This window comes from Kribbella sp. NPDC050820 (assembly GCF_040653975.1).
Classification (GTDB): Bacteria; Actinomycetota; Actinomycetes; order Propionibacteriales; family Kribbellaceae; genus Kribbella.
Genome location: NZ_JBFAHB010000027.1, coordinates 82,491 through 98,910, shown reverse-complemented (window position 1 = coordinate 98,910; position 16,420 = coordinate 82,491). Strand labels below are relative to the sequence as shown.

At 70.2% G+C, this 16,420-nt stretch carries 18 protein-coding genes; 4 read left to right on the top strand and 14 right to left on the bottom strand.

Annotated features, from left to right (window positions below; genetic code table 11):
* Positions 1-56 precede the first annotated feature (56 nt).
* Positions 57-1,109 carry a zinc-dependent alcohol dehydrogenase family protein gene (locus AB0H36_RS23390; RefSeq protein WP_360526995.1) on the bottom strand — a complete coding sequence of 351 codons (1,053 nt, stop codon included), beginning with the start codon at positions 1,107-1,109 and terminating at the stop codon, positions 57-59.
* 188 nt (positions 1,110-1,297) lie between these two features.
* Between AB0H36_RS23390 and AB0H36_RS23385 the strand changes: the two genes are divergently transcribed.
* From AB0H36_RS23385 to AB0H36_RS23375, 3 genes are read left to right on the top strand one after another with little or no spacing between them, the layout of a single operon-like run.
* Positions 1,298-2,131: a universal stress protein gene (locus AB0H36_RS23385; protein ID WP_360526992.1), complete on the top strand. Its 834-nt coding sequence runs from the start codon at positions 1,298-1,300 to the stop codon at positions 2,129-2,131.
* A gap of 12 nt (positions 2,132-2,143) precedes the next feature.
* Positions 2,144-3,037: an ABC transporter ATP-binding protein gene (locus tag AB0H36_RS23380; RefSeq protein ID WP_360526989.1), complete on the top strand. Its 894-nt coding sequence runs from the start codon at positions 2,144-2,146 to the stop codon at positions 3,035-3,037.
* Positions 3,038-3,042: 5 nt separating this feature from the next.
* Positions 3,043-3,846 (top strand): ABC transporter permease subunit, encoded by an 804-nt coding sequence (locus AB0H36_RS23375; protein ID WP_360526986.1) that lies wholly within the window; start codon positions 3,043-3,045, stop codon positions 3,844-3,846.
* A 95-nt stretch (positions 3,847-3,941) separates the two neighbouring features.
* On the opposite strand, the gene AB0H36_RS23370 is transcribed toward AB0H36_RS23375, so the two are convergent.
* The 10 genes from AB0H36_RS23370 to AB0H36_RS23325 are packed head-to-tail and all read right to left on the bottom strand — an operon-like array spanning position 3,942 to position 13,019.
* Entirely contained in the window at positions 3,942-4,073 is a 132-nt protein-coding gene (locus tag AB0H36_RS23370; RefSeq protein ID WP_360526983.1) for a hypothetical protein, read from the bottom strand.
* Between the two features lie 50 nt (positions 4,074-4,123).
* Positions 4,124-5,017: a fructose-bisphosphate aldolase gene (locus tag AB0H36_RS23365; protein WP_360526980.1), complete on the bottom strand. Its 894-nt coding sequence runs from the start codon at positions 5,015-5,017 to the stop codon at positions 4,124-4,126.
* Entirely contained in the window at positions 4,992-5,195 is a 204-nt protein-coding gene (locus AB0H36_RS23360; protein WP_360526977.1) for a hypothetical protein, read from the bottom strand. Before AB0H36_RS23360 ends, AB0H36_RS23365 begins: the two co-directional genes overlap by 26 nt.
* A gap of 22 nt (positions 5,196-5,217) precedes the next feature.
* A complete protein-coding gene (locus tag AB0H36_RS23355; protein WP_360526974.1) occupies positions 5,218-6,858 on the bottom strand; it encodes an NAD(P)-binding protein in 1,641 nt (546 codons plus the stop codon).
* On the bottom strand, positions 6,859-7,848 hold the full coding sequence (locus tag AB0H36_RS23350; RefSeq protein WP_360526971.1) for a thiamine pyrophosphate-dependent enzyme: 990 nt from the start codon (positions 7,846-7,848) through the stop codon (positions 6,859-6,861).
* Positions 7,849-7,861: 13 nt separating this feature from the next.
* Positions 7,862-9,034, bottom strand: a complete 1,173-nt coding sequence (locus AB0H36_RS23345; protein ID WP_360526968.1) for a transketolase C-terminal domain-containing protein — start codon at positions 9,032-9,034, stop codon at positions 7,862-7,864.
* A complete protein-coding gene (locus AB0H36_RS23340; RefSeq protein WP_360526965.1) occupies positions 9,018-9,608 on the bottom strand; it encodes a 2-oxoacid:acceptor oxidoreductase family protein in 591 nt (196 codons plus the stop codon). The genes AB0H36_RS23345 and AB0H36_RS23340 overlap by 17 nt, the downstream gene beginning before the upstream one ends.
* A 10-nt stretch (positions 9,609-9,618) precedes the next feature.
* Positions 9,619-10,524 carry a PEP/pyruvate-binding domain-containing protein gene (locus AB0H36_RS23335; RefSeq protein ID WP_360526962.1) on the bottom strand — a complete coding sequence of 302 codons (906 nt, stop codon included), beginning with the start codon at positions 10,522-10,524 and terminating at the stop codon, positions 9,619-9,621.
* A gap of 12 nt (positions 10,525-10,536) precedes the next feature.
* On the bottom strand, positions 10,537-11,544 hold the full coding sequence (gene gap / locus AB0H36_RS23330) for a type I glyceraldehyde-3-phosphate dehydrogenase (protein WP_360526959.1): 1,008 nt from the start codon (positions 11,542-11,544) through the stop codon (positions 10,537-10,539).
* Positions 11,545-11,558: 14 nt separating this feature from the next.
* Entirely contained in the window at positions 11,559-13,019 is a 1,461-nt protein-coding gene (locus AB0H36_RS23325) for a DUF4389 domain-containing protein (RefSeq protein ID WP_360526956.1), read from the bottom strand.
* Positions 13,020-13,173: 154 nt separating this feature from the next.
* Here AB0H36_RS23325 and AB0H36_RS23320 point away from each other — a divergent pair, with 154 nt between their 5' ends.
* Entirely contained in the window at positions 13,174-13,464 is a 291-nt protein-coding gene (locus AB0H36_RS23320; RefSeq protein ID WP_360526953.1) for a 2TM domain-containing protein, read from the top strand.
* A 46-nt stretch (positions 13,465-13,510) separates the two neighbouring features.
* Here AB0H36_RS23320 and AB0H36_RS23315 read toward each other — a convergent pair whose 3' ends face one another.
* The 3 genes from AB0H36_RS23315 to AB0H36_RS23305 all read right to left on the bottom strand — a co-directional run bounded on the left by AB0H36_RS23315 (position 13,511) and on the right by AB0H36_RS23305 (position 16,332).
* On the bottom strand, positions 13,511-14,113 hold the full coding sequence (locus AB0H36_RS23315) for a hypothetical protein (protein ID WP_360526950.1): 603 nt from the start codon (positions 14,111-14,113) through the stop codon (positions 13,511-13,513).
* 183 nt (positions 14,114-14,296) lie between these two features.
* Complete coding sequence (locus AB0H36_RS23310) at positions 14,297-15,295, bottom strand: hypothetical protein (RefSeq protein WP_360526947.1); 999 nt, start codon at positions 15,293-15,295, stop codon at positions 14,297-14,299.
* Between the two features lie 38 nt (positions 15,296-15,333).
* Positions 15,334-16,332: a zinc-dependent alcohol dehydrogenase gene (locus AB0H36_RS23305; protein WP_360526944.1), complete on the bottom strand. Its 999-nt coding sequence runs from the start codon at positions 16,330-16,332 to the stop codon at positions 15,334-15,336.
* Between the last annotated feature and the right edge of the window lie 88 nt (positions 16,333-16,420).

The following is a 16,420-nucleotide window of genomic DNA, read 5'->3' as shown; positions in this document are numbered from 1 at the left end:
CCCAAACACTCCCGCGGGGCCCGCACCGATCGGTGCGGGCCGCGGATCTCATCGACCTACTCGACGCCCTGCTCGCTGAACAGGGCGACCTTCAGCGCGCCGGTCTCGGCCGGGCGGGAGAAGACGTCGTACGCGTCCTGCATCTCGTCGATGCCGAACCGATGCGTGATCAGGCCGGGCAGCTGCAGCTTGCCGGCCGACAGCATCGACAGCAGGCGCGGGGTCGTCGACGTGTCGACCAGGCCGGTGGTGATCGTGATGTTCTTGATCCACAGGTCTTCCAGGTGCAGCGTCGCCGGCGCGCCGTGCACCCCGACGTTGGCGACCGTGCCACCGGGACGGACCACCCGGGCGCACAGCTCGAACGTGGCCGGGATGCCGACCGCCTCGATCGCGACCTCCGCGCCCAGACCGCCGGTCAGCTCGCGCACCGTCTCCTCGACGCTCTCGTCCGGGCCGAGGGCGAGATCGGCGCCGCGGTCCAGAGCCGCCTTGCGCCGCGACTCGGCGGCGTCGACCACGACGCTCCGCGCCGGGCTGAACAGCTTCGCAGTGGCGATCGCGGCCAGCCCGATCGGACCGGCGCCCACGATGACCACCGTGTCGCCCGGCGAGACCCGGCCGTTCAGCACACCGACCTCGTACGACGTCGGCAGGATGTCGGCCAGCAGCACCGCCTCCTCGTCGGAGACGTTGTCCGGCAGCTTGTGCACCGACCGGTCGGCGAACGGCACCCGGACCTGCTCGGCCTGGACCCCGTCGATCAGGTGACCGAGGATCCATCCGCCGCCGCCCAGGCACTGCCCGTAGTGCCCCTGCCGGCAGTACTCGCAGCGGCCGCACGACGTGATGCAGGAGATCAGCACCCGGTCGCCCACCGCCACGCCGCGAACGCCGGAGCCGGTCGCCGTGATCGTGCCGACCGCCTCGTGCCCCAGGATGCGGCCCTTCTGCACGGTCGGCACGTCGCCCTTGAGAATGTGCAGATCGGTGCCGCAGATGGTGACCGCGTCGACGCGGACGATCGCGTCCTCGGGGTCCTGGATCACCGGATCCGGCACCTCGTGCCAACTCCGTTGCCCCGGACCGTTGTAGACCAATGCCTTCATCGCAGACCTCCCTCGGCGAAACGTTCCACTCTCGACGATGGCTGTCCGGACCCGGTCGTGGCTGCGGCCGAACCACCCCAGCCGGTGGGACCTTCGGAACCCGCAGCCCGGGACCTTCCGCCCTCCCCGCGCCCGGCCCGCGGAGCTTGACTGGAAGTGCAGAACCGCGAGCCCCGGAAGGTGTCACGATGTCAGCGCAGAGCCCGGTCCTGGTCGGGATCGACGGATCACAAGACGGCCTGCTCGCCCTCACCTGGGCAGCGCGCTTCGCAACCCTGCACCACGCGCCCCTGCACGCGGTTTACGTGCTGGACGACGACCACGACCTCCCGGCGGTCGCACCGCTGCCCGGGCCGGACGACGGCACCGAGGTACTGATCGATGCTGCCCGGGAGCTCGAACGGATCGGCTTCCGAGACGCCTCGCTCGAGGTCTGCCACGGTCATCCGGCCAAGGTTCTGCCGGAGCAGGCCGGACACGCGCGGGCGCTTGTCGTGGCTCGCCGTGGCCTGGGCGGCTTCGCGGAGCTCGTGCTCGGCTCGACGTCGCAGGTCTGTACGGCGCCGAACACCGACGTACCGCTGATCGTCGTACCGGCCATGTGGGATGCGACCGCTCCCCCGCACCGGCGGATCGTCGTCGGTGTCGACGGGTCGCTGGAGGGCCAGGACGCGGTCCGCTTCGCCTTCGAACTCGCGGACGCCACCGATGCCGAGGTGCGCGGCGTGCACGCGGCCGAGTTCCCGGCAGACGTCGGCGGCCGGCCGTGGGCGGCTGTTGCGGACCAACTGCTGACTCGCAGCCTCGACGGGTGGCGGACCAAGTACCCGGGCGTCGTCGTCGACCAGCGAGGGGTGGCCGAGCATCCGGTCCGCGCCCTCGCCCAGGAGTCCGAGCGCGCCGATCTGGTCGTGGTCGGCGGCCTCGGCGAGACCTCGTTCTCCGAGCTGGGAATGGGCCCGGTGTCCCGCGGCGTCCTGTACCACTCCCGCTGCCCGATCGCCGTCGTCCACCATCCCTGAAGGATCGTTGCCATGGACAACATCGTCGTCAGGACGCGCCGGCTGACCAAGCGGTTCGGCCGCCGGACGGCTCTCGACGACCTGGACCTCGACGTCCCGGCCGGTGTCGTCCTCGGGTATCTCGGCCCGAACGGCGCCGGCAAGACCACGACGATCCGGCTGCTCGCCGGGCTGATCCGCCCGACGTCGGGATCGGCGATGGTCTTCGGGTTCGACGCGGCCGACCAGTACGACGCCCTGCAGCGCCGGATCGGGTACCTGCCCGGTGACTTCGTCGCCTACCCCGGCCTCACTGGGGCGCAGTACCTGACCTACTTCGCCCACCTGTACGGCGGCGTGCCGACGGAGCGGATCGATCTGCTGGCCAAGCGGTTCGACCTGGACCTCGGCGTCCGGATCGGCGCACTGTCCCGCGGCAACCGGCAGAAGGTCGGCATCGTCCAGGCCTTCATGCACGACCCCGACCTGCTGATCCTGGACGAACCGACCACCGGCCTCGACCCGATCATGCAGCGCGAGTTCCGCGAGCTGCTGCGCGAGACCCGGGACGCCGGACGGACCGTCTTCCTCTCCTCGCATGTGCTCTCCGAGGTGGAGGCGGTCGCCGACACGGTCGCCATCCTGCGGGCGGGCCGTCTGGTGACGGTCCAGTCCGTCCAGGATCTCAAGGACCGTGCCCGGCGCCGGCTCGATCTCACGTTCGCCGACGTACCGCCGCTGGAGCGGATCCGCTGCGTGCCAGGCGTCCGGGAACTCACCGTGGACGGCCGCGTCGCGCACCTCTCGATCACTGGATCGACGGCGACGCTGATCAAGGCCGTCGCGCCGTACGACGTCACCAATGTGGTCAGTCACGAGACCGACCTGGAGGCGGCCTTCCTCGACTACTATTCCAGCGAAGGGTGAACGCCATGTTCCGCACCGTCTTCCTGAAGTCGCTGCGCGACGCCCGCCGCGGGCTGCTCGGCTGGTCGATCGCGATCGGGCTGCTCGTGCTGCTCGAGTGCGCACTCTGGCCGTCGGTGCGGGACATGCCGAACCTGACCGAGCTGTACCGGTCCTTCCCGGAGGAGCTCCGCGCGTTCTTCGACCTGGAAGCGATGAACACCGGAACAGGCTTCCTCAACGCCGAGCTGTTCACGCTGCTCCTGCCCGGACTCTTCCTCGTCTACGGCATCGGGCACGGCGCCCGCGCGATCGCCGGCGAAGAGGAGCAGGGCACCCTCGAACTCCTGCTCGTCACCCCTGTCTCAGGAGCACGGATCGTGGTCGACAAGGCTCTCGCACTGGCCGCGTCGCTCGCCGTGCTCGGTTCCGCGCTGCTGGCCGCCACCATCCTCGGCAGTCTGATCTTCGGACTCGGCATCAGCGTGTCCGCCGCCGCCAGCGGAGCGCTCGCGCTGACCTTGCTCGGCACTGAGTACGGCGTACTCGCCCTCGCCGCCGGCGCACTCACCGGCCGCCGGGCCGTGGCGATCGCCGTCGCGGCCGCAGCGGCCACCGCCGCGTACGTGATCTACGCCGCCGGGCTGATGGTGCCGCGGTTCGAGTCCTGGCAGCCGTACTCCCCCATCCACCAAGCCTTCGAGGGCGGTCCTCTCGGCGCCGGCTTCCAGACCGGCTACCTCTGGCTGGTCGCCGGCTCAGCCGTCCTGGTGGCGATCGCGCTTCCCGCCCTCGACGGCCGCGACATCTCCACGGCGCACGGCCGCTGACGCTCTTGCGGTGCAAGCCCGTGGTGCCCGGAGCGGGAGCAGTGTCGTCGAAGGCCCACGTGAGCTTGTTGCGCACACCGACGACACCGTCGACGTCACGGACAACCGTCCGGGGACAGGAACGCCTTGAGCAGATCCGACCGCGTCACGATGCCGACGGTGTCCTCTCCGGCCACGGTGACGACGTCGGTCGTCATCACGTCCGCGACCGTCAGATAGTGCTTCATCGTCGCTCCTCACTTCTTCGCACGATCGTGACCAGCCACTCTCGTGCCCTTCACTTGCTCGGGTGCTGGGAGAGGATCTTCTGCAGCGAGTCGACGAACCGCAGCGACTCGTCGTACCCGCGCTGCCAGACGTTGCGGCCGAAGATCAGGCCGAGGCCGCCGGCGTCCATCGCCTGCTCGGCCTTGCGCAGCATCGCCTCGTCACCGGCCTTCTCGCCGCCGGACACCAGCACCAGCGTGCGGTTGGCCGAGCGGACGACCGCGTCGATGGCCTGCTGCGAGGTGAACACCTCGCGGTACTGCGGCTTGACGTTGTCGCGCTTCTCCGGGTGCGGGAAGTTCACCTTCACCACGTCGGCGCCCAGCTCGCTGGCGACCCGGGCCGCGTAGTCGACCGCGTAGAACGAGTCCTTGCCGCCCTTCGCCTCGATCGCAGCGCCGCGCGGGTACGCCCAGACGACCAGCGGCATGCCGAACCGTTCGGCATCGGCGCGGATCTTCCGGTACTGCGCGAAGTCCGTCTCCTGGGCCGGCGATCCGACGTACAGCGTGTAGCCGACCGCGTCCGCGCCCAGCCGGACCGCGTCCTCGACACTCGCGTGCACCGGTGAGAGCGCCGCCTCGTCGGACGGGATGTCGGTCTTGCCGTTCAGCTTCAGGATCAGCGGAATCTCGCCCGCGTAGTCCCAGTAGAACTTCTCGGCCAGGCCGATCTGGATCGCGATGCCGTTGAACTGCCCCGCGATCGCGAGCTTGGCGATGTAGGCCGGGTCGGAGGCCTGCGGGTTCGCGAAGAAGTCCCGCGGGCCGTGCTCCAGGCCCTGGTCGTACGGCAGGAAGAACGCCGTGCCGTTGCGGAGGCCGTGATCGAACAGGATCCGCCGCAACCTCGTCTTCTTGCCACTGCTCAGACCGAGCTCACTCAACGCCGGCCGTGTCTGCATGAAGATCACCTCCTGGTAGAACCTGACTAGCCGGGCCGCTCGCGAAGCCGTCGGGGACGTTGATGCCCTCGGCCCCGAGCTCACGCAGCATCACGCCGAGCGAGGCGTTCTTGCCGCCGACACTGGCCAGATCGGTGCCGGCCTCGTCCTTCAGCCAAGCGATCCTCGGCTGGTCCATGGCAGTCTCCTTCTTCGGTGTCTCAGTAGCTTTCACGGACCATCGAGATGGCGCCGCTCGGGCACTCGGCCGCGCACAGCCCGCAGCCCTTGCAGAAGTCGAGATCGATCTCGTAGCCCTTGCCGGGGCCGAGCTTGATGACCGCGTTGTCCGGGCAGACGCCGAAGCAGTTGTCGCACTCCAGGCAGTTCCCGCACGACATGCAGCGACGGGCCTCGAACAACGCCGTCTCCGCGGTCAGTCCACCGGTCACCTCGTCGAACGTGGTGATCCGCCGGGCGACCTCGAGCTGCGGCCGGACGGTGGCCGGCGCGTCCGCGTAGTACCAGGTGTTCAGCCGGTCGTACGTCGCGAGCCCGGGCCGGTCCGCGTGCTGGTACGTCGTTCCGCGCAGCCAGGCGTCGATGTTCCGGGCGGCCTGCTTGCCATGGCCGACGGCCACGGTGACGGTCCGCTCGCCCGGCACCAGGTCGCCGCCGGCGAACAGGGCGGCGCGGCCGGTCATCATCCGCTGGTCGACCTCGACGACGCCGTCAGTGACCCGGACGTCGGGCAGGTCCCGAACCAGCGCGAGGTCGGCCTGCTGACCGAGTGCGAGCACCACGGAGTCCACGTCCAGTTCGTCGAACTCGCCGGTCGGCTGCGGGAAGCCGGTGTCGTCCAGCCGCATCTTCTCGATCAGCACCCGGTCGGCGTCGGCGTAGGCGATCGTCGACAGCCACCGCATCCGGACGCCCTCCTCGAGCGCCTCCTGCACCTCGATCTCGTGCGCCGGCATCCGGTCCCGGGTCCGCCGGTAGACGACCACGGCATCGGTCGCGCCGAGCCGGCGCGCGGTGCGGGCCACGTCCATCGCGGTGTTCCCACCGCCGTACACGGCGACCCGGCGGCCGAGCAGCGGCTCCTCGCCGTTCTCCAGCCCGGCGAGCAGGGACACCGCGTCGACGATCCGCGCCGAGTCACCGGCCGGGATGTCGGCCCGCCGGCCGATGTGCGCGCCGACCGCCAGGAAGACGGCGTCGAAGTCCGCGAGCGCCGACGCGAGGTCGGTCACCGGGGTGCTGAGCTCGAGCCGCACGCCGAGATCGACGACGCGCCGGACCTCGGCGTCCACCACGTCCCTGGGCAGCCGGTACGACGGGATGCCGTACCGCATCATGCCGCCGGCCTCCGCGGAGTCGTCCCGCACGGTCACCTCGTGACCGAGCCGGCTCAGGTGGTAGGCGGCGGACAGCCCGGAAGGGCCGGCGCCGACGACCAGCACCCGCTTGCCGGTGGGCGGCGCGTCGACCGTGACCGACCAGCCCTGCCGGATCGCCTCGTCACCCAGGAAGCGCTCGACGGAGTTGATCCCGACCGGCTGGTCGAGCGCGGCCCGGTTGCACGCGGTCTCACACGGCCGGTAGCAGACCCGGCCCATGATCGCCGGGAACGGGTTGTCGGCCATGATCTGCCGCCAGGCCGCCTCGTAGTTGCCCTCCTCGGCGTCGGACAGCCACTGCTGGACGTTCTCGCCGGCCGGACACGCGTCGTTGCACGGCGGCATCCGGTCCAGGTACACCGGGCGCTCGGTGCGCCACGAGCCGGTCTTGTTCGCCAGGCTCGATCCGACGTCGAGCGTGATCGCGAACGGCCGCGGTTCGTGCTTGTTTGCCTCAGGCATCTAACTCACCTCGTCGGGTCCGGTCAGGCCGAAGGTGCGGATGTTGCGGTCCGCCTCCGCCTGGATCCGGGTGATCAGGTCCTCCCGTGGGCGGTCGCCGTACAGGTGGCCGAAGCGGCCCTGCGGCCGCAGGTAGTCCGCCACCGGGCGAAGCCGGCGGATCCTGGTCACGTCGGTCACCTCGCCGTCGACGGCCTCGAACACCGGGAAGATTCCGGTCTCGGTGGCCAGCCTGGCCATCCGGATCGTCTCCGCCGAGCCGAAGCGCCAGCCGAGCGGACACGGCACCAGGACGTGCAGGTACCGGGCGCCGTGGAACTCCATCGCCCGGCGGGCCTTGTACTCCAGGTCCCGCAGGTCCGCGACGGTCGCGGTGGCGACGTACGGGATCCGGTGGGCCATCGCGATCAACGGCACGCTCTTGCCCTGTCCGAAGGAGCTTCCCGCCGGTGTGGTCGTGGTGACCGCTCCGTGCGGCGTCGCTCCGGACCGCTGGACGCCGGTGTTCATGTAGCCGCCGTTGTCGTAGCAGACGAACAGGACGTCGTCGTTGCGCTCGAACATCCCCGACAGACAGGCGAGCCCGATGTCGACCGTGCCGCCGTCTCCTCCCTGACCCAGCACGCGGACCTCGCTGCGGCCCTTCACCTTCAGGGCCGCCGCGACTCCGGTCGCGACCGCGGGCGCGTTGCCGAACAGCGAGTGCAGCCACGGAACCCGCCAGGAGGACTCCGGGTACGGCGTGGAGAACACCTCCAGGCAGCCGGTCGAGTTCACCGCCACCAACTGGTTGCCGGTAGCACGCATCACGGTGTCGAGCACGTAGCGGGCACCGAGCGCCTCACCGCAGCCCTGGCAGGCGCGGTGGCCCGAGTTCAGCGAGTTCGTCCGCCCGCTGTCCGCCTGGATCGATCGCTGCCCGGGATCGAGCAGCCGGTTGCCCACCGCGAAACTCCCGGTCTGGTAGAACTTCACGCGTTCTGCCGGCATGGCCAGACTCCTTTCAGCCCGTCCGCCGTAGCTCGCGCTCGACGACGTCATGCTTCAGATCGAGGAAGGTCAGGGGTTCCAGCCGGTCGGCGACGGCGTCGGCGAACAGCGCCCGCAGCGACTTCTTGGTCACCGGCCGGCCACCCAGACCGGCGATGACGGTGAACGGCTCACCGGACCAGGCAGCCCGGACGTCGGCGGTCACGATCCCGCCGATGCCGACGGCGAGCGCCCGTTCCAGTACGACGACCCGTCGCACACCGCGCAACGCCGTACGCAGCGCTTCGGTCGGGAAGGGCCGGAAGGTGGTGACGCCGACGACGCCGATGTCGACGCCTTCGTCGCGCAACTCGTCGACGGTGTCCTTGATCGTGCCCAGCACCGAGCCGAGCGCGATGACCACGGTGTCCGCGTCGCCGCACCGGTACGGCCGGATCAGCCCGCCGGAATCGCGTCCGAAGGCTGCGGTGAAGTCCGCCGCCACCTCCGGAATCACCTCGAGGGCCCGCAGGTGCCGCTGGTGCGCCAGGTAGCGGACCTCGGTGAAGGCCTCCGGCCCGACCATCGCGCCGATCGTCATCGGATCGCCGGGATCGAGCACCTGGCGGGGGACGTAGGGCTCCAGGAACGCGTCCACCTGGTCCTGACCCGGCAGATCCACGCCCTCGACCGCGTGGGTGAGCACGAATCCGTCCATGCAGACCATCACCGGCAGCGAGAGCTCCTCGGCGATCCGGAACGCCTGGACGTGCAGGTCGGCGGCTTCCTGGTTGCTCTCGGCGTACAGCTGCAGCCAGCCCGAGTCTCGCTGCGACATCGAGTCGCTGTGGTCGTTCCAGATGTTGATCGGGGCGCCGATCGCGCGGTTGGCGACCGTCATCACGATCGGCAAGCCGAGTCCGGAGGCGTTGTAGAGTGCCTCGGCCATGTACAGCAGGCCTTGACTGGCGGTCGCGGTGTAGGCGCGGGCGCCGGTCGCGGACGCGCCGATGGCGACCGACATCGCGGCGAACTCCGACTCCACGTTGACGAACTCGCACGGCGCCAGCTCGCCCGACGCCACCAACCCGCTGAGCGCTTCGACGATGTGGGTCTGCGGCGAGATCGGATAGGCACAGATCACTTCGGGCCGGCTGCGCGCGACCGCCTCCGCCACCGCGCGGGAACCCTCAACCTGCTTGAGCACGATCAGCCCCCTCCAGTTGCCGGATGACCCGGGCGTACGCCTCCTCGACCGCGGCAACGTTGCCGGCGGCAATCGGCCCGGCGAACCGCTCCCGGATCGCCGCGACCACGGACTCCAGCCGGAGCCGGCCGGTGAGCGCCGCGAACGCGCCCAGCAGCACGGCGCCCGGCAGCGGGCGCCCCAGATGTGTCAAGGCCAGTTCGGTGGCGGGAACCGCCGTCACCCGCTCCGGCCGGAACCGCCCGGCGAAGGCGTCGAGCCCGAGCTCGGACAGTGACCGGGAGGTGTTCACGAGCACGTAGCCGTCGTCCCGCAACCCACCGAAGACATCGACCTGGTGCACCAGACTCGCGTCCTGAACGATCACCGCGTCGGGGTTCGCCACCGGTTCGTGGGATCGGATCGGCAGGTCGTCGAACCGGCAGAAACCGACCACCGGCGCTCCGGTCCGCTCCGACCCGAAGGTGGGAAACGCCTGCGCCTGCCGGCCTTCCGCGAAGGCGGCGGCCGACAGCAACTCCGCGGTCGTCACGACCCCCTGGCCACCCCGGCCGTGGACCCGCACCTCGAACATCGCGTCCCCCTCAGCGCCTGTGCACCCGGACCGCGGGCGCCGGCCCCGGCAGCGTGACCGCCGGCAGCGACCACTCCCGGACCTCGATCAGGAAGAGCCGGCCGGAAGGTCCGTCCTTGGCCCACTCGAGTTCCATCGGGCGTTTGAAGTGCTTGTCGACCAGGCCCGACCAGCAGGCCAGTTCCTGGAGCTCGTCGTCGGTGAGCACCACTCGCGACACGCCGCCGCGATGCCTGGTGATCAGGTGCCTGGTGATCATCGGGCGAGCACCCGGGTGCACCGAGTACCGGTCCGGATCGCCGTCCGGCCCCGAGACGGCGCTGACGCGGACGAACGTGCTCTCACCGCGGGCCGTTCCGGAGGCGCCGAGGTCGGACCGGACCCACTCCTGTACGACGACCGGCATCGCGGCGGCCAGGTGATCGGGGCCGCGGAGCTCACGGTTGCCGACGGCCACGAAGCTGAAGAGCGCGGCGAAACAACGCCGGCACGCCGCGACGACGTCCGCTCCGCTGCGGAGCCGGAGGAAGACCTCCTCGCGCTCGTTGTCGTACCGGGTGACCGGACTGCAACGAACCGCGACCTCGGTGCCGTCGCCGCCGAGCTCCTGGTACGCCGCGAGGATCTCGTCGACCAATGCCGGCGGCAACGAGGCTTCGCGGAAGGCGGTGCGGATCGCGGCGGCGACTGCGACCACGTCACGGCCGGCCCGGTACCTGCGCAGCTCAGCCGCGATCACCGGGCCCAGGCGGGCCGCGCGGACGAACTCCCGGTAGGCGTCCGCCGTGACCACGAAGCCTGCCGGCACGCGGATGCCTTTGCGGGACAGCTCAGCCAGCTCGGCACTCTTCGCGCCGACCTGTGCCGGGTCGGTTCCGCCGTCGTCCTGGGGCCGGACGACCCACTCGCCGTTCATGTCACTCTCCTGTCAGAGTGAGCGGGCCACGAGCTCGGTCAGGTCGACCAGGCGGCTCGTGTAGCCCCACTCGTTGTCGTACCAGCCGAAGACCTTCACCAGGTGGTCCTGGACCTGCGTCAGCGGTGCGTCGAAGATGCAGGACGCCGGGTCGCCGACGATGTCGCGGGACACGATCGGGTCGGTCGTGTAGCGCAGGATGCCCTTCAGCGGACCGGCAGCCGCGTCGGCGAAGGCCTGGTTGACCTGTTCGACGGTCACGGTTCCGGACAGTTCGACCGAGAGATCGGTCAGCGAGCCGTCCTCGACCGGGACCCGCACCGCCACGCCGTCGATCTTCCCCGCGAGTTCGGGGATGACCAGGCCGACCGCCCGGGCGGCGCCCGTGCTGGTCGGGATCAGGTTCGCTGCCCCGGAACGTCCGCGGCGCAGATCCTTGTGCGGCGAGTCGAGCAGCACCTGGTCGTTGGTGTAGCTGTGGATCGTCGTCATCAGCCCGCGCTCGATGCCGAACGCCCGGTGCAGCACGGACACCATCGGCGCCACGCAGTTCGTCGTGCACGAGGCGTTCGAGATCACCTGGTGCACGGCCGGGTCGTAGTCGTCCTCGTTGACACCGAGCACGACGGTCGCGTCGACGTCCTTGCCCGGCACGGACAGGATCACCTTGCGGGCGCCCGCGGTGAGATGCGCGCCGGCCGCCTCGCGGGTGCGGAACCTGCCGGTCGACTCGATCACGATGTCCGCGCCGACAGCAGCCCAGTCGAGCTGGGCGGGATCACGTTCGGCGGTCGCACGCAGGGTGCGGCCGCCGACCGTGATCGTGTCGTCGGAGTGACCGACTTCCTCCTTCAGCGGGCCGTACGTCGAGTCGTAGCGCAGCAGGTGCGCGAGTGTCGCCGGTGCCGCGATGTCGTTGATCGCGACCACCTCGATGCCGCTCGATCCCCGGTCCAGCACGCAGCGCAGGTAGTCCCTTCCGATGCGCCCGAATCCGTTGATCCCCACACGTACGCTCATGATCGGCCCTCCGGTCAGTGGATGTCCTCCCTTTCATTCGACCGGCCGGTCGACGCCGGCTCCAGGGTCGAAGGTCCCGGCTCGGGCCGCCGTACGACCGCGAGGACGACGGCGAGCGTGCCGAGCAGGAGGAACCCGCCTGAGGTGGCCAGCACCGCGATCCACGCCCCGGTCAGCGCAGGTGCGGTCGCGCCGAAGTCGGCCTGTACGGCGAAGTTCGCGGCGACGTCCGGCGTCATCACGACGAGCATCCAGTCACCGTTCTCGACCGGCCAGGTGATGGTCTGCTCACCGGATCCGGCCGCCTGCGTCCGCCAGATCGCCACCTCGGTCGGCGGCGTCGACGGCGCGCCTCCCGCGTGGTCGTCGTACGTCGTGCTGTACGGGCGGGCCGAGGTCACCGTGGTGTACGCGACGCCGGCCAGGTACGCCCGCACGTCGGCACTGCTGGCGATGCCGACGAAGACCGGGGCGCCGTCGTCGGCCAGCACCCGGACCCGGGCGTCGCCGAACAGCTTGCGCGGCAAGGTCGCACCGTCGGCGTGGATCGTCAGCTCCTCACTCGCCACGGCGTAGCCGGAGGTCTCCAGCGTCACCTTGTCCGTGGTGACATAACCGGCGGAGTCGCGCATGCCGAGATCGAGCCAAGCGAGCCCGCCGCCGACGGCCAGGCCGACGACCGACGCCAGCGTCGCGACGATGCCCAGCACCAGGGTGATCGTCCGTCCAGCTGACATCCGCAGCGTGGGCTCGCGCGACGGCGGCGGTGGCAGGGCCGCTGAAGGCGAGGGCTGCAGCGACCGCTGCTCGAGCCTGGTCGTCCCAGGGTCGTCACCGCCCATGTCGAGCCGGAACGGCGGGTACTTGTCGACCATCAGCCCGGCGTACGCCGCGACCCGCAGGGCCCACCGGTCCATGCCGAGCACCAGGTCGAAGATCGACCGCGGGTAGCGTCCGGTGAACAGCAGTACCACCGCTGCGATCAGCACCAGCAGTCCGACCAGGCCGGAGCCCCACTCCCAGGAGTTGTCCTGGGTCGCGAACCACGCGCCGCCGCCGATGAAGAAGGCGAGCACGATGTAGTGCGGGATCGCGAGCAGCCACCACTTCACCAGCACCAGGCCGCGCGACAGGTGCTGCGGGTACTCCACCTCCAGGTGCGCCGGGTACGACGGCACGTCGTCCAGCGTGAACGGCGGATACTTGTCGGTGCCGAGTGCGCCGTACGCGTAGAACTGCACCCGCCACGTCCATCGCAGTACCCCGACGTTGAAGTCGAAGATCGAGCGCGGGTAGCGCCCGGTGAACAGGATCGCGAAGAACGCCACGAAGCTGAGCACCGCGAACGCGATCCACAGAAACGCGAGAACGAACAGGTGCGGGATCACCAGCACCCATTTCACCAGCCACAACCAGCGATTCAGCCGGTCGTCGAGGGCCCCGTCCACTCTGACGGGGTACGTCGTCATGGTCATCACAGACCTCCTCTGTCACCGCCAGCGTCTGTCCGGGACAGCGGGGCCAGGAGAGCCGAAGGTCCCGCTCTGGGCAGGTGAAGGACGGGACCGACGGCTCTGGGGCACCGCAGACCGCCGTACGACGGTGGAAGTGACGAAGAAGGAGGCAGTCATGGACGAGCAACCACTGGGTCCGATCCAGACCGAGGAGTCGTTGCGCGAGCAGGCAGTGGAGGATCTTCGCAAGCGCCGGGAGTTCACCGGCCATGTCCTCGCCTACCTGACGGTGAACACCTTCCTGGTGGTCATCTGGTTCCTGACCGGCGCGGAGTTCTTCTGGCCGGCTTTCCCGATCTTCGGCTGGGGCATCGGCGTGGCCTTCCACGCCTGGGACGTGTTCTCGCCGCAACCGACCGAGACCGACGTACGAGCCGCGATGGACCGCATCGCCCGCCACCGGTGAAAACGCACACCAGGAGCCGGTCCGGCCTCGGGCCGGCTTCGGTCGGCTAGCGCATCCAGCGCGGAGCGACCGACTTCCACTCGCTCGCCCAGTCGCGCGCCCGGCGGCGGTCCAGTGGGATCCGGGCCAGCCGAACCAGCGCCCACAGCGCCAGCCAGGAGCCGGCGATGGTGAGCATGCCGATCACGCTGCCGACCGCGGCAGTGTCCACACCGGTACGCGGCGCGCGGACGACGTTGCCGTTCCGGTCGAGCCACACCGGCACCTCGTCACCGGCCTTCGTCCCGATCACGACGGTCGTGACCGCCTCGCGCTCGACGCCCTGCTGGTCGACGTACCCGATCCGCACCATCGAGAGCGTGTCGCCGGGTGCGGACGGCGCGTAGCGTTCGGTGCCCTCCAGAGTCCGTGCCTTGACCTCGTGCAGCAGCGCCCGCTGCGCGTCTGCGGCGGCATTGCTGGAGTTCCGGTACGCCGTACCGACGGCCGCTCCGACCGGCACCATCAGCAGCGCGGCAATCAGCGCGCACCACAGCACAGCCGTTTCGATCCTGTCCGCGGGGCGTCGCAGCGGGTTCCGGCCGAACCCCAGCCGGCGTGCCTGCATGAGCACCCACCGCTCCCCCGAACGCCTCTTCACGGTGCTCATGGAATCCCCCTGGCTTCCGGCTCGACGATGCAGGGACCGGCTCGCCGGGCCGGAACCGTCTTGATGACGGCGAATCTTGTGACGCTGTGGTCACCTGTTCTCGGTCCGATTCCGGCGAGCCGGTCTCATCCCCTGTAGCTCCAGACTCCCGCGACGCGCCGGTGCAGGTCAGGGTCGAAGGTCCTACTGCTCGGGCCCACCCGTCCCGTCTCCAGCGGCCGGGTCGTCCGGTACGACGATGTCGGCGAGCGGACGCCGCGGCGTCGGCGGCACTCTCGGCCCGTACCCGAACCGAATGACCGCCTGCGGGCGCAGCCAGGGCCCGAGTGGATCGGTGACCTGCGTGCGCAGCTCCTCGTGCTCGATCGCCTGGTTCAGCAGCGATGTCGCCACTCCCCGAGCGGTCGCCTCGAGGAGCACTCGCTCCAGTGCCTGTCCGGCGCGCAACCATTCGATCGGTCCGTCGCGCCGGGTCACCAGCACCGCAAGCTGCGGCTCAGGCTCGAAGTCGGCCACCGGGCGGGCCAAGTCCGCCTCCGTCGCGCCCAGCTCGCGCACCACCGCGTTCCCGCCGGCGACCCGTGGACCGAGCGCACTCGACGGAACCCCGTCGGCATCCCGTTCACCACCGACCCACAGGCGCCGCTCTGCCGTCCGCGCTTCGTCCTCGTCGTCGGCGGCGGCCGCGTCATTGGTTGCCAGGCGCAACCACCACCGGCGGCCCGGCTTGTCGATCCACTGCAGCTCGGCGCCCTCGATCCGGGCGCTCAGGCCGAGCTCGGCCCGCAGCTGGCCCGGCAGCCGCTCGGCGCTGAACGGCTCCCGGTTGGACCGCCGATGGACCACGTACGGCGCCAGCAGCTCGAGCCGGTCGCTGTGCTCGGCACTGAGTTCCACGACCGCGACCAGATCCGGCCGCCGCTGGTCCATCAGGTGACGGACCCGGGAACCGTACCCCCGGGCCGCCGCCTCGACGCGCAGGTTGAAGATCGCCGCACCCAGCGACAGGAACAACATCCGCCGGTCCGGGTCCTCGGCCGGCAGCTCCCGCGACCGGTCCCGGTACACCTCGACCTCCCCGCCGTGGAACCGGAACCGCCAGGGCTGCGTGTTGTGCATCGAAGGAGCAGCCACCGCCGCCCGCAGCATCGCACCCCGATCCCCCGCCGACAGCTCGATCATCGGACTCACCGCCTCTTACCACCACACCACGACTCTGGTCAGAACTGGAAGACGACTCGGGCCGGAACCGCGCCGGACAGGACGTCGGTCATCGACTGGTTGACCTCGTCGAGCTTGCGGTCGACCGCGATGACCCGGGTCCGCCCGGCGGCGTGCAGCGCGAAGACGTCGGCGAGGTCGTTGCGGGTGCCGACGATCGAGCCGATCACGCTCTTGCCACTCAGGACCGTGTCGAAGATCGGCAGGTTCAGCGCGCCGTCGTCGGCGGGCAGCGCCACGCAGACCAGGCGGCCCCCGCGGCGCAGCGAACGAAACGCCTGGTCGAACGACTGCGGATTCGCCGCCAGCGCGACCGCGACGTCGGCCCCACCGAGTGCCTGTATCGCCTCGACCGGATCGGTCGTCGCCGCGTTCACGACGTGGTCGGCGCCGAGTTCGGTCGCCATCTCCAGCTTCGAGTCCTCGATGTCGACGCCGATGGTGATCCCGCCCGCGATCCGCGCGTACTGCAGCGCCAGGTGCCCGAGGCCGCCGACCCCGAAGATCGCGACCGTCTCGGCCGGTGCGACACCGGCGACCCGGATCGCCTTGTACGTCGTCACACCGGCACACGTCAGCGGCGCAGCGTCCCGCGAGGACACCCCGTCGGGCACGGGTGTCGCGAACGCTGCCGACACGACGGCGTACTCGGCGAAGCTCCCGTTGACCGAGTAGCCGGAGTTGTGCTGCTCCAGGCACAACGTCTCCCAGCCGCCGATGCAGTACCGGCACTTCCCGCAGGCGTAGCCGAGCCACGCGATCGCGACCCGCTCTCCGACCGCGCGCTCGGTCACCCCGGCGCCCAGCTTGGTCACCACGCCGATGCCTTCGTGGCCCGGGACGAACGGCGGAGTCGGCTTCACTGGCCAGTCACCGTGGGCCGCGTGGATGTCGGTGTGGCAGAGCCCGCTGGTCTCCATCCGCACCAGCACCTCGCCGGCGCCGGGCTCGGGGACGGGAAGCTCCTGGATCTCCAGCGGTGCCTCGAAGTCGGTCACGACTGCTGCTTTCATGGCATGCCTTTCTCGGTTCTGGTTGTCCGTCGAGCAAACCCCGCTCAGGCGGCGGCTCGTAGAGCCGAAAGTC

Bases quoted from the DNA above. Each gene is read 5' to 3' on its own strand.
- AB0H36_RS23390 (WP_360526995.1), bottom strand. From the start codon at position 1,109: ATGAAGGCATTGGTCTACAACGGTCCGGGGCAACGGAGTTGGCACGAG.
- AB0H36_RS23385 (WP_360526992.1), top strand. From the start codon at position 1,298: ATGTCAGCGCAGAGCCCGGTCCTGGTCGGGATCGACGGATCACAAGAC.
- AB0H36_RS23380 (WP_360526989.1), top strand. From the start codon at position 2,144: ATGGACAACATCGTCGTCAGGACGCGCCGGCTGACCAAGCGGTTCGGC.
- AB0H36_RS23375 (WP_360526986.1), top strand. From the start codon at position 3,043: ATGTTCCGCACCGTCTTCCTGAAGTCGCTGCGCGACGCCCGCCGCGGG.
- AB0H36_RS23370 (WP_360526983.1), bottom strand. From the start codon at position 4,073: ATGAAGCACTATCTGACGGTCGCGGACGTGATGACGACCGACGTCGTC.
- AB0H36_RS23365 (WP_360526980.1), bottom strand. From the start codon at position 5,017: ATGCAGACACGGCCGGCGTTGAGTGAGCTCGGTCTGAGCAGTGGCAAG.
- AB0H36_RS23360 (WP_360526977.1), bottom strand. From the start codon at position 5,195: ATGGACCAGCCGAGGATCGCTTGGCTGAAGGACGAGGCCGGCACCGAT.
- AB0H36_RS23355 (WP_360526974.1), bottom strand. From the start codon at position 6,858: ATGCCTGAGGCAAACAAGCACGAACCGCGGCCGTTCGCGATCACGCTC.
- AB0H36_RS23350 (WP_360526971.1), bottom strand. From the start codon at position 7,848: ATGCCGGCAGAACGCGTGAAGTTCTACCAGACCGGGAGTTTCGCGGTG.
- AB0H36_RS23340 (WP_360526965.1), bottom strand. From the start codon at position 9,608: ATGTTCGAGGTGCGGGTCCACGGCCGGGGTGGCCAGGGGGTCGTGACG.
- AB0H36_RS23335 (WP_360526962.1), bottom strand. From the start codon at position 10,524: ATGAACGGCGAGTGGGTCGTCCGGCCCCAGGACGACGGCGGAACCGAC.
- gap (WP_360526959.1), bottom strand. From the start codon at position 11,544: ATGAGCGTACGTGTGGGGATCAACGGATTCGGGCGCATCGGAAGGGAC.
- AB0H36_RS23325 (WP_360526956.1), bottom strand. From the start codon at position 13,019: ATGACCATGACGACGTACCCCGTCAGAGTGGACGGGGCCCTCGACGAC.
- AB0H36_RS23320 (WP_360526953.1), top strand. From the start codon at position 13,174: ATGGACGAGCAACCACTGGGTCCGATCCAGACCGAGGAGTCGTTGCGC.
- AB0H36_RS23315 (WP_360526950.1), bottom strand. From the start codon at position 14,113: ATGAGCACCGTGAAGAGGCGTTCGGGGGAGCGGTGGGTGCTCATGCAG.
- AB0H36_RS23310 (WP_360526947.1), bottom strand. From the start codon at position 15,295: ATGATCGAGCTGTCGGCGGGGGATCGGGGTGCGATGCTGCGGGCGGCG.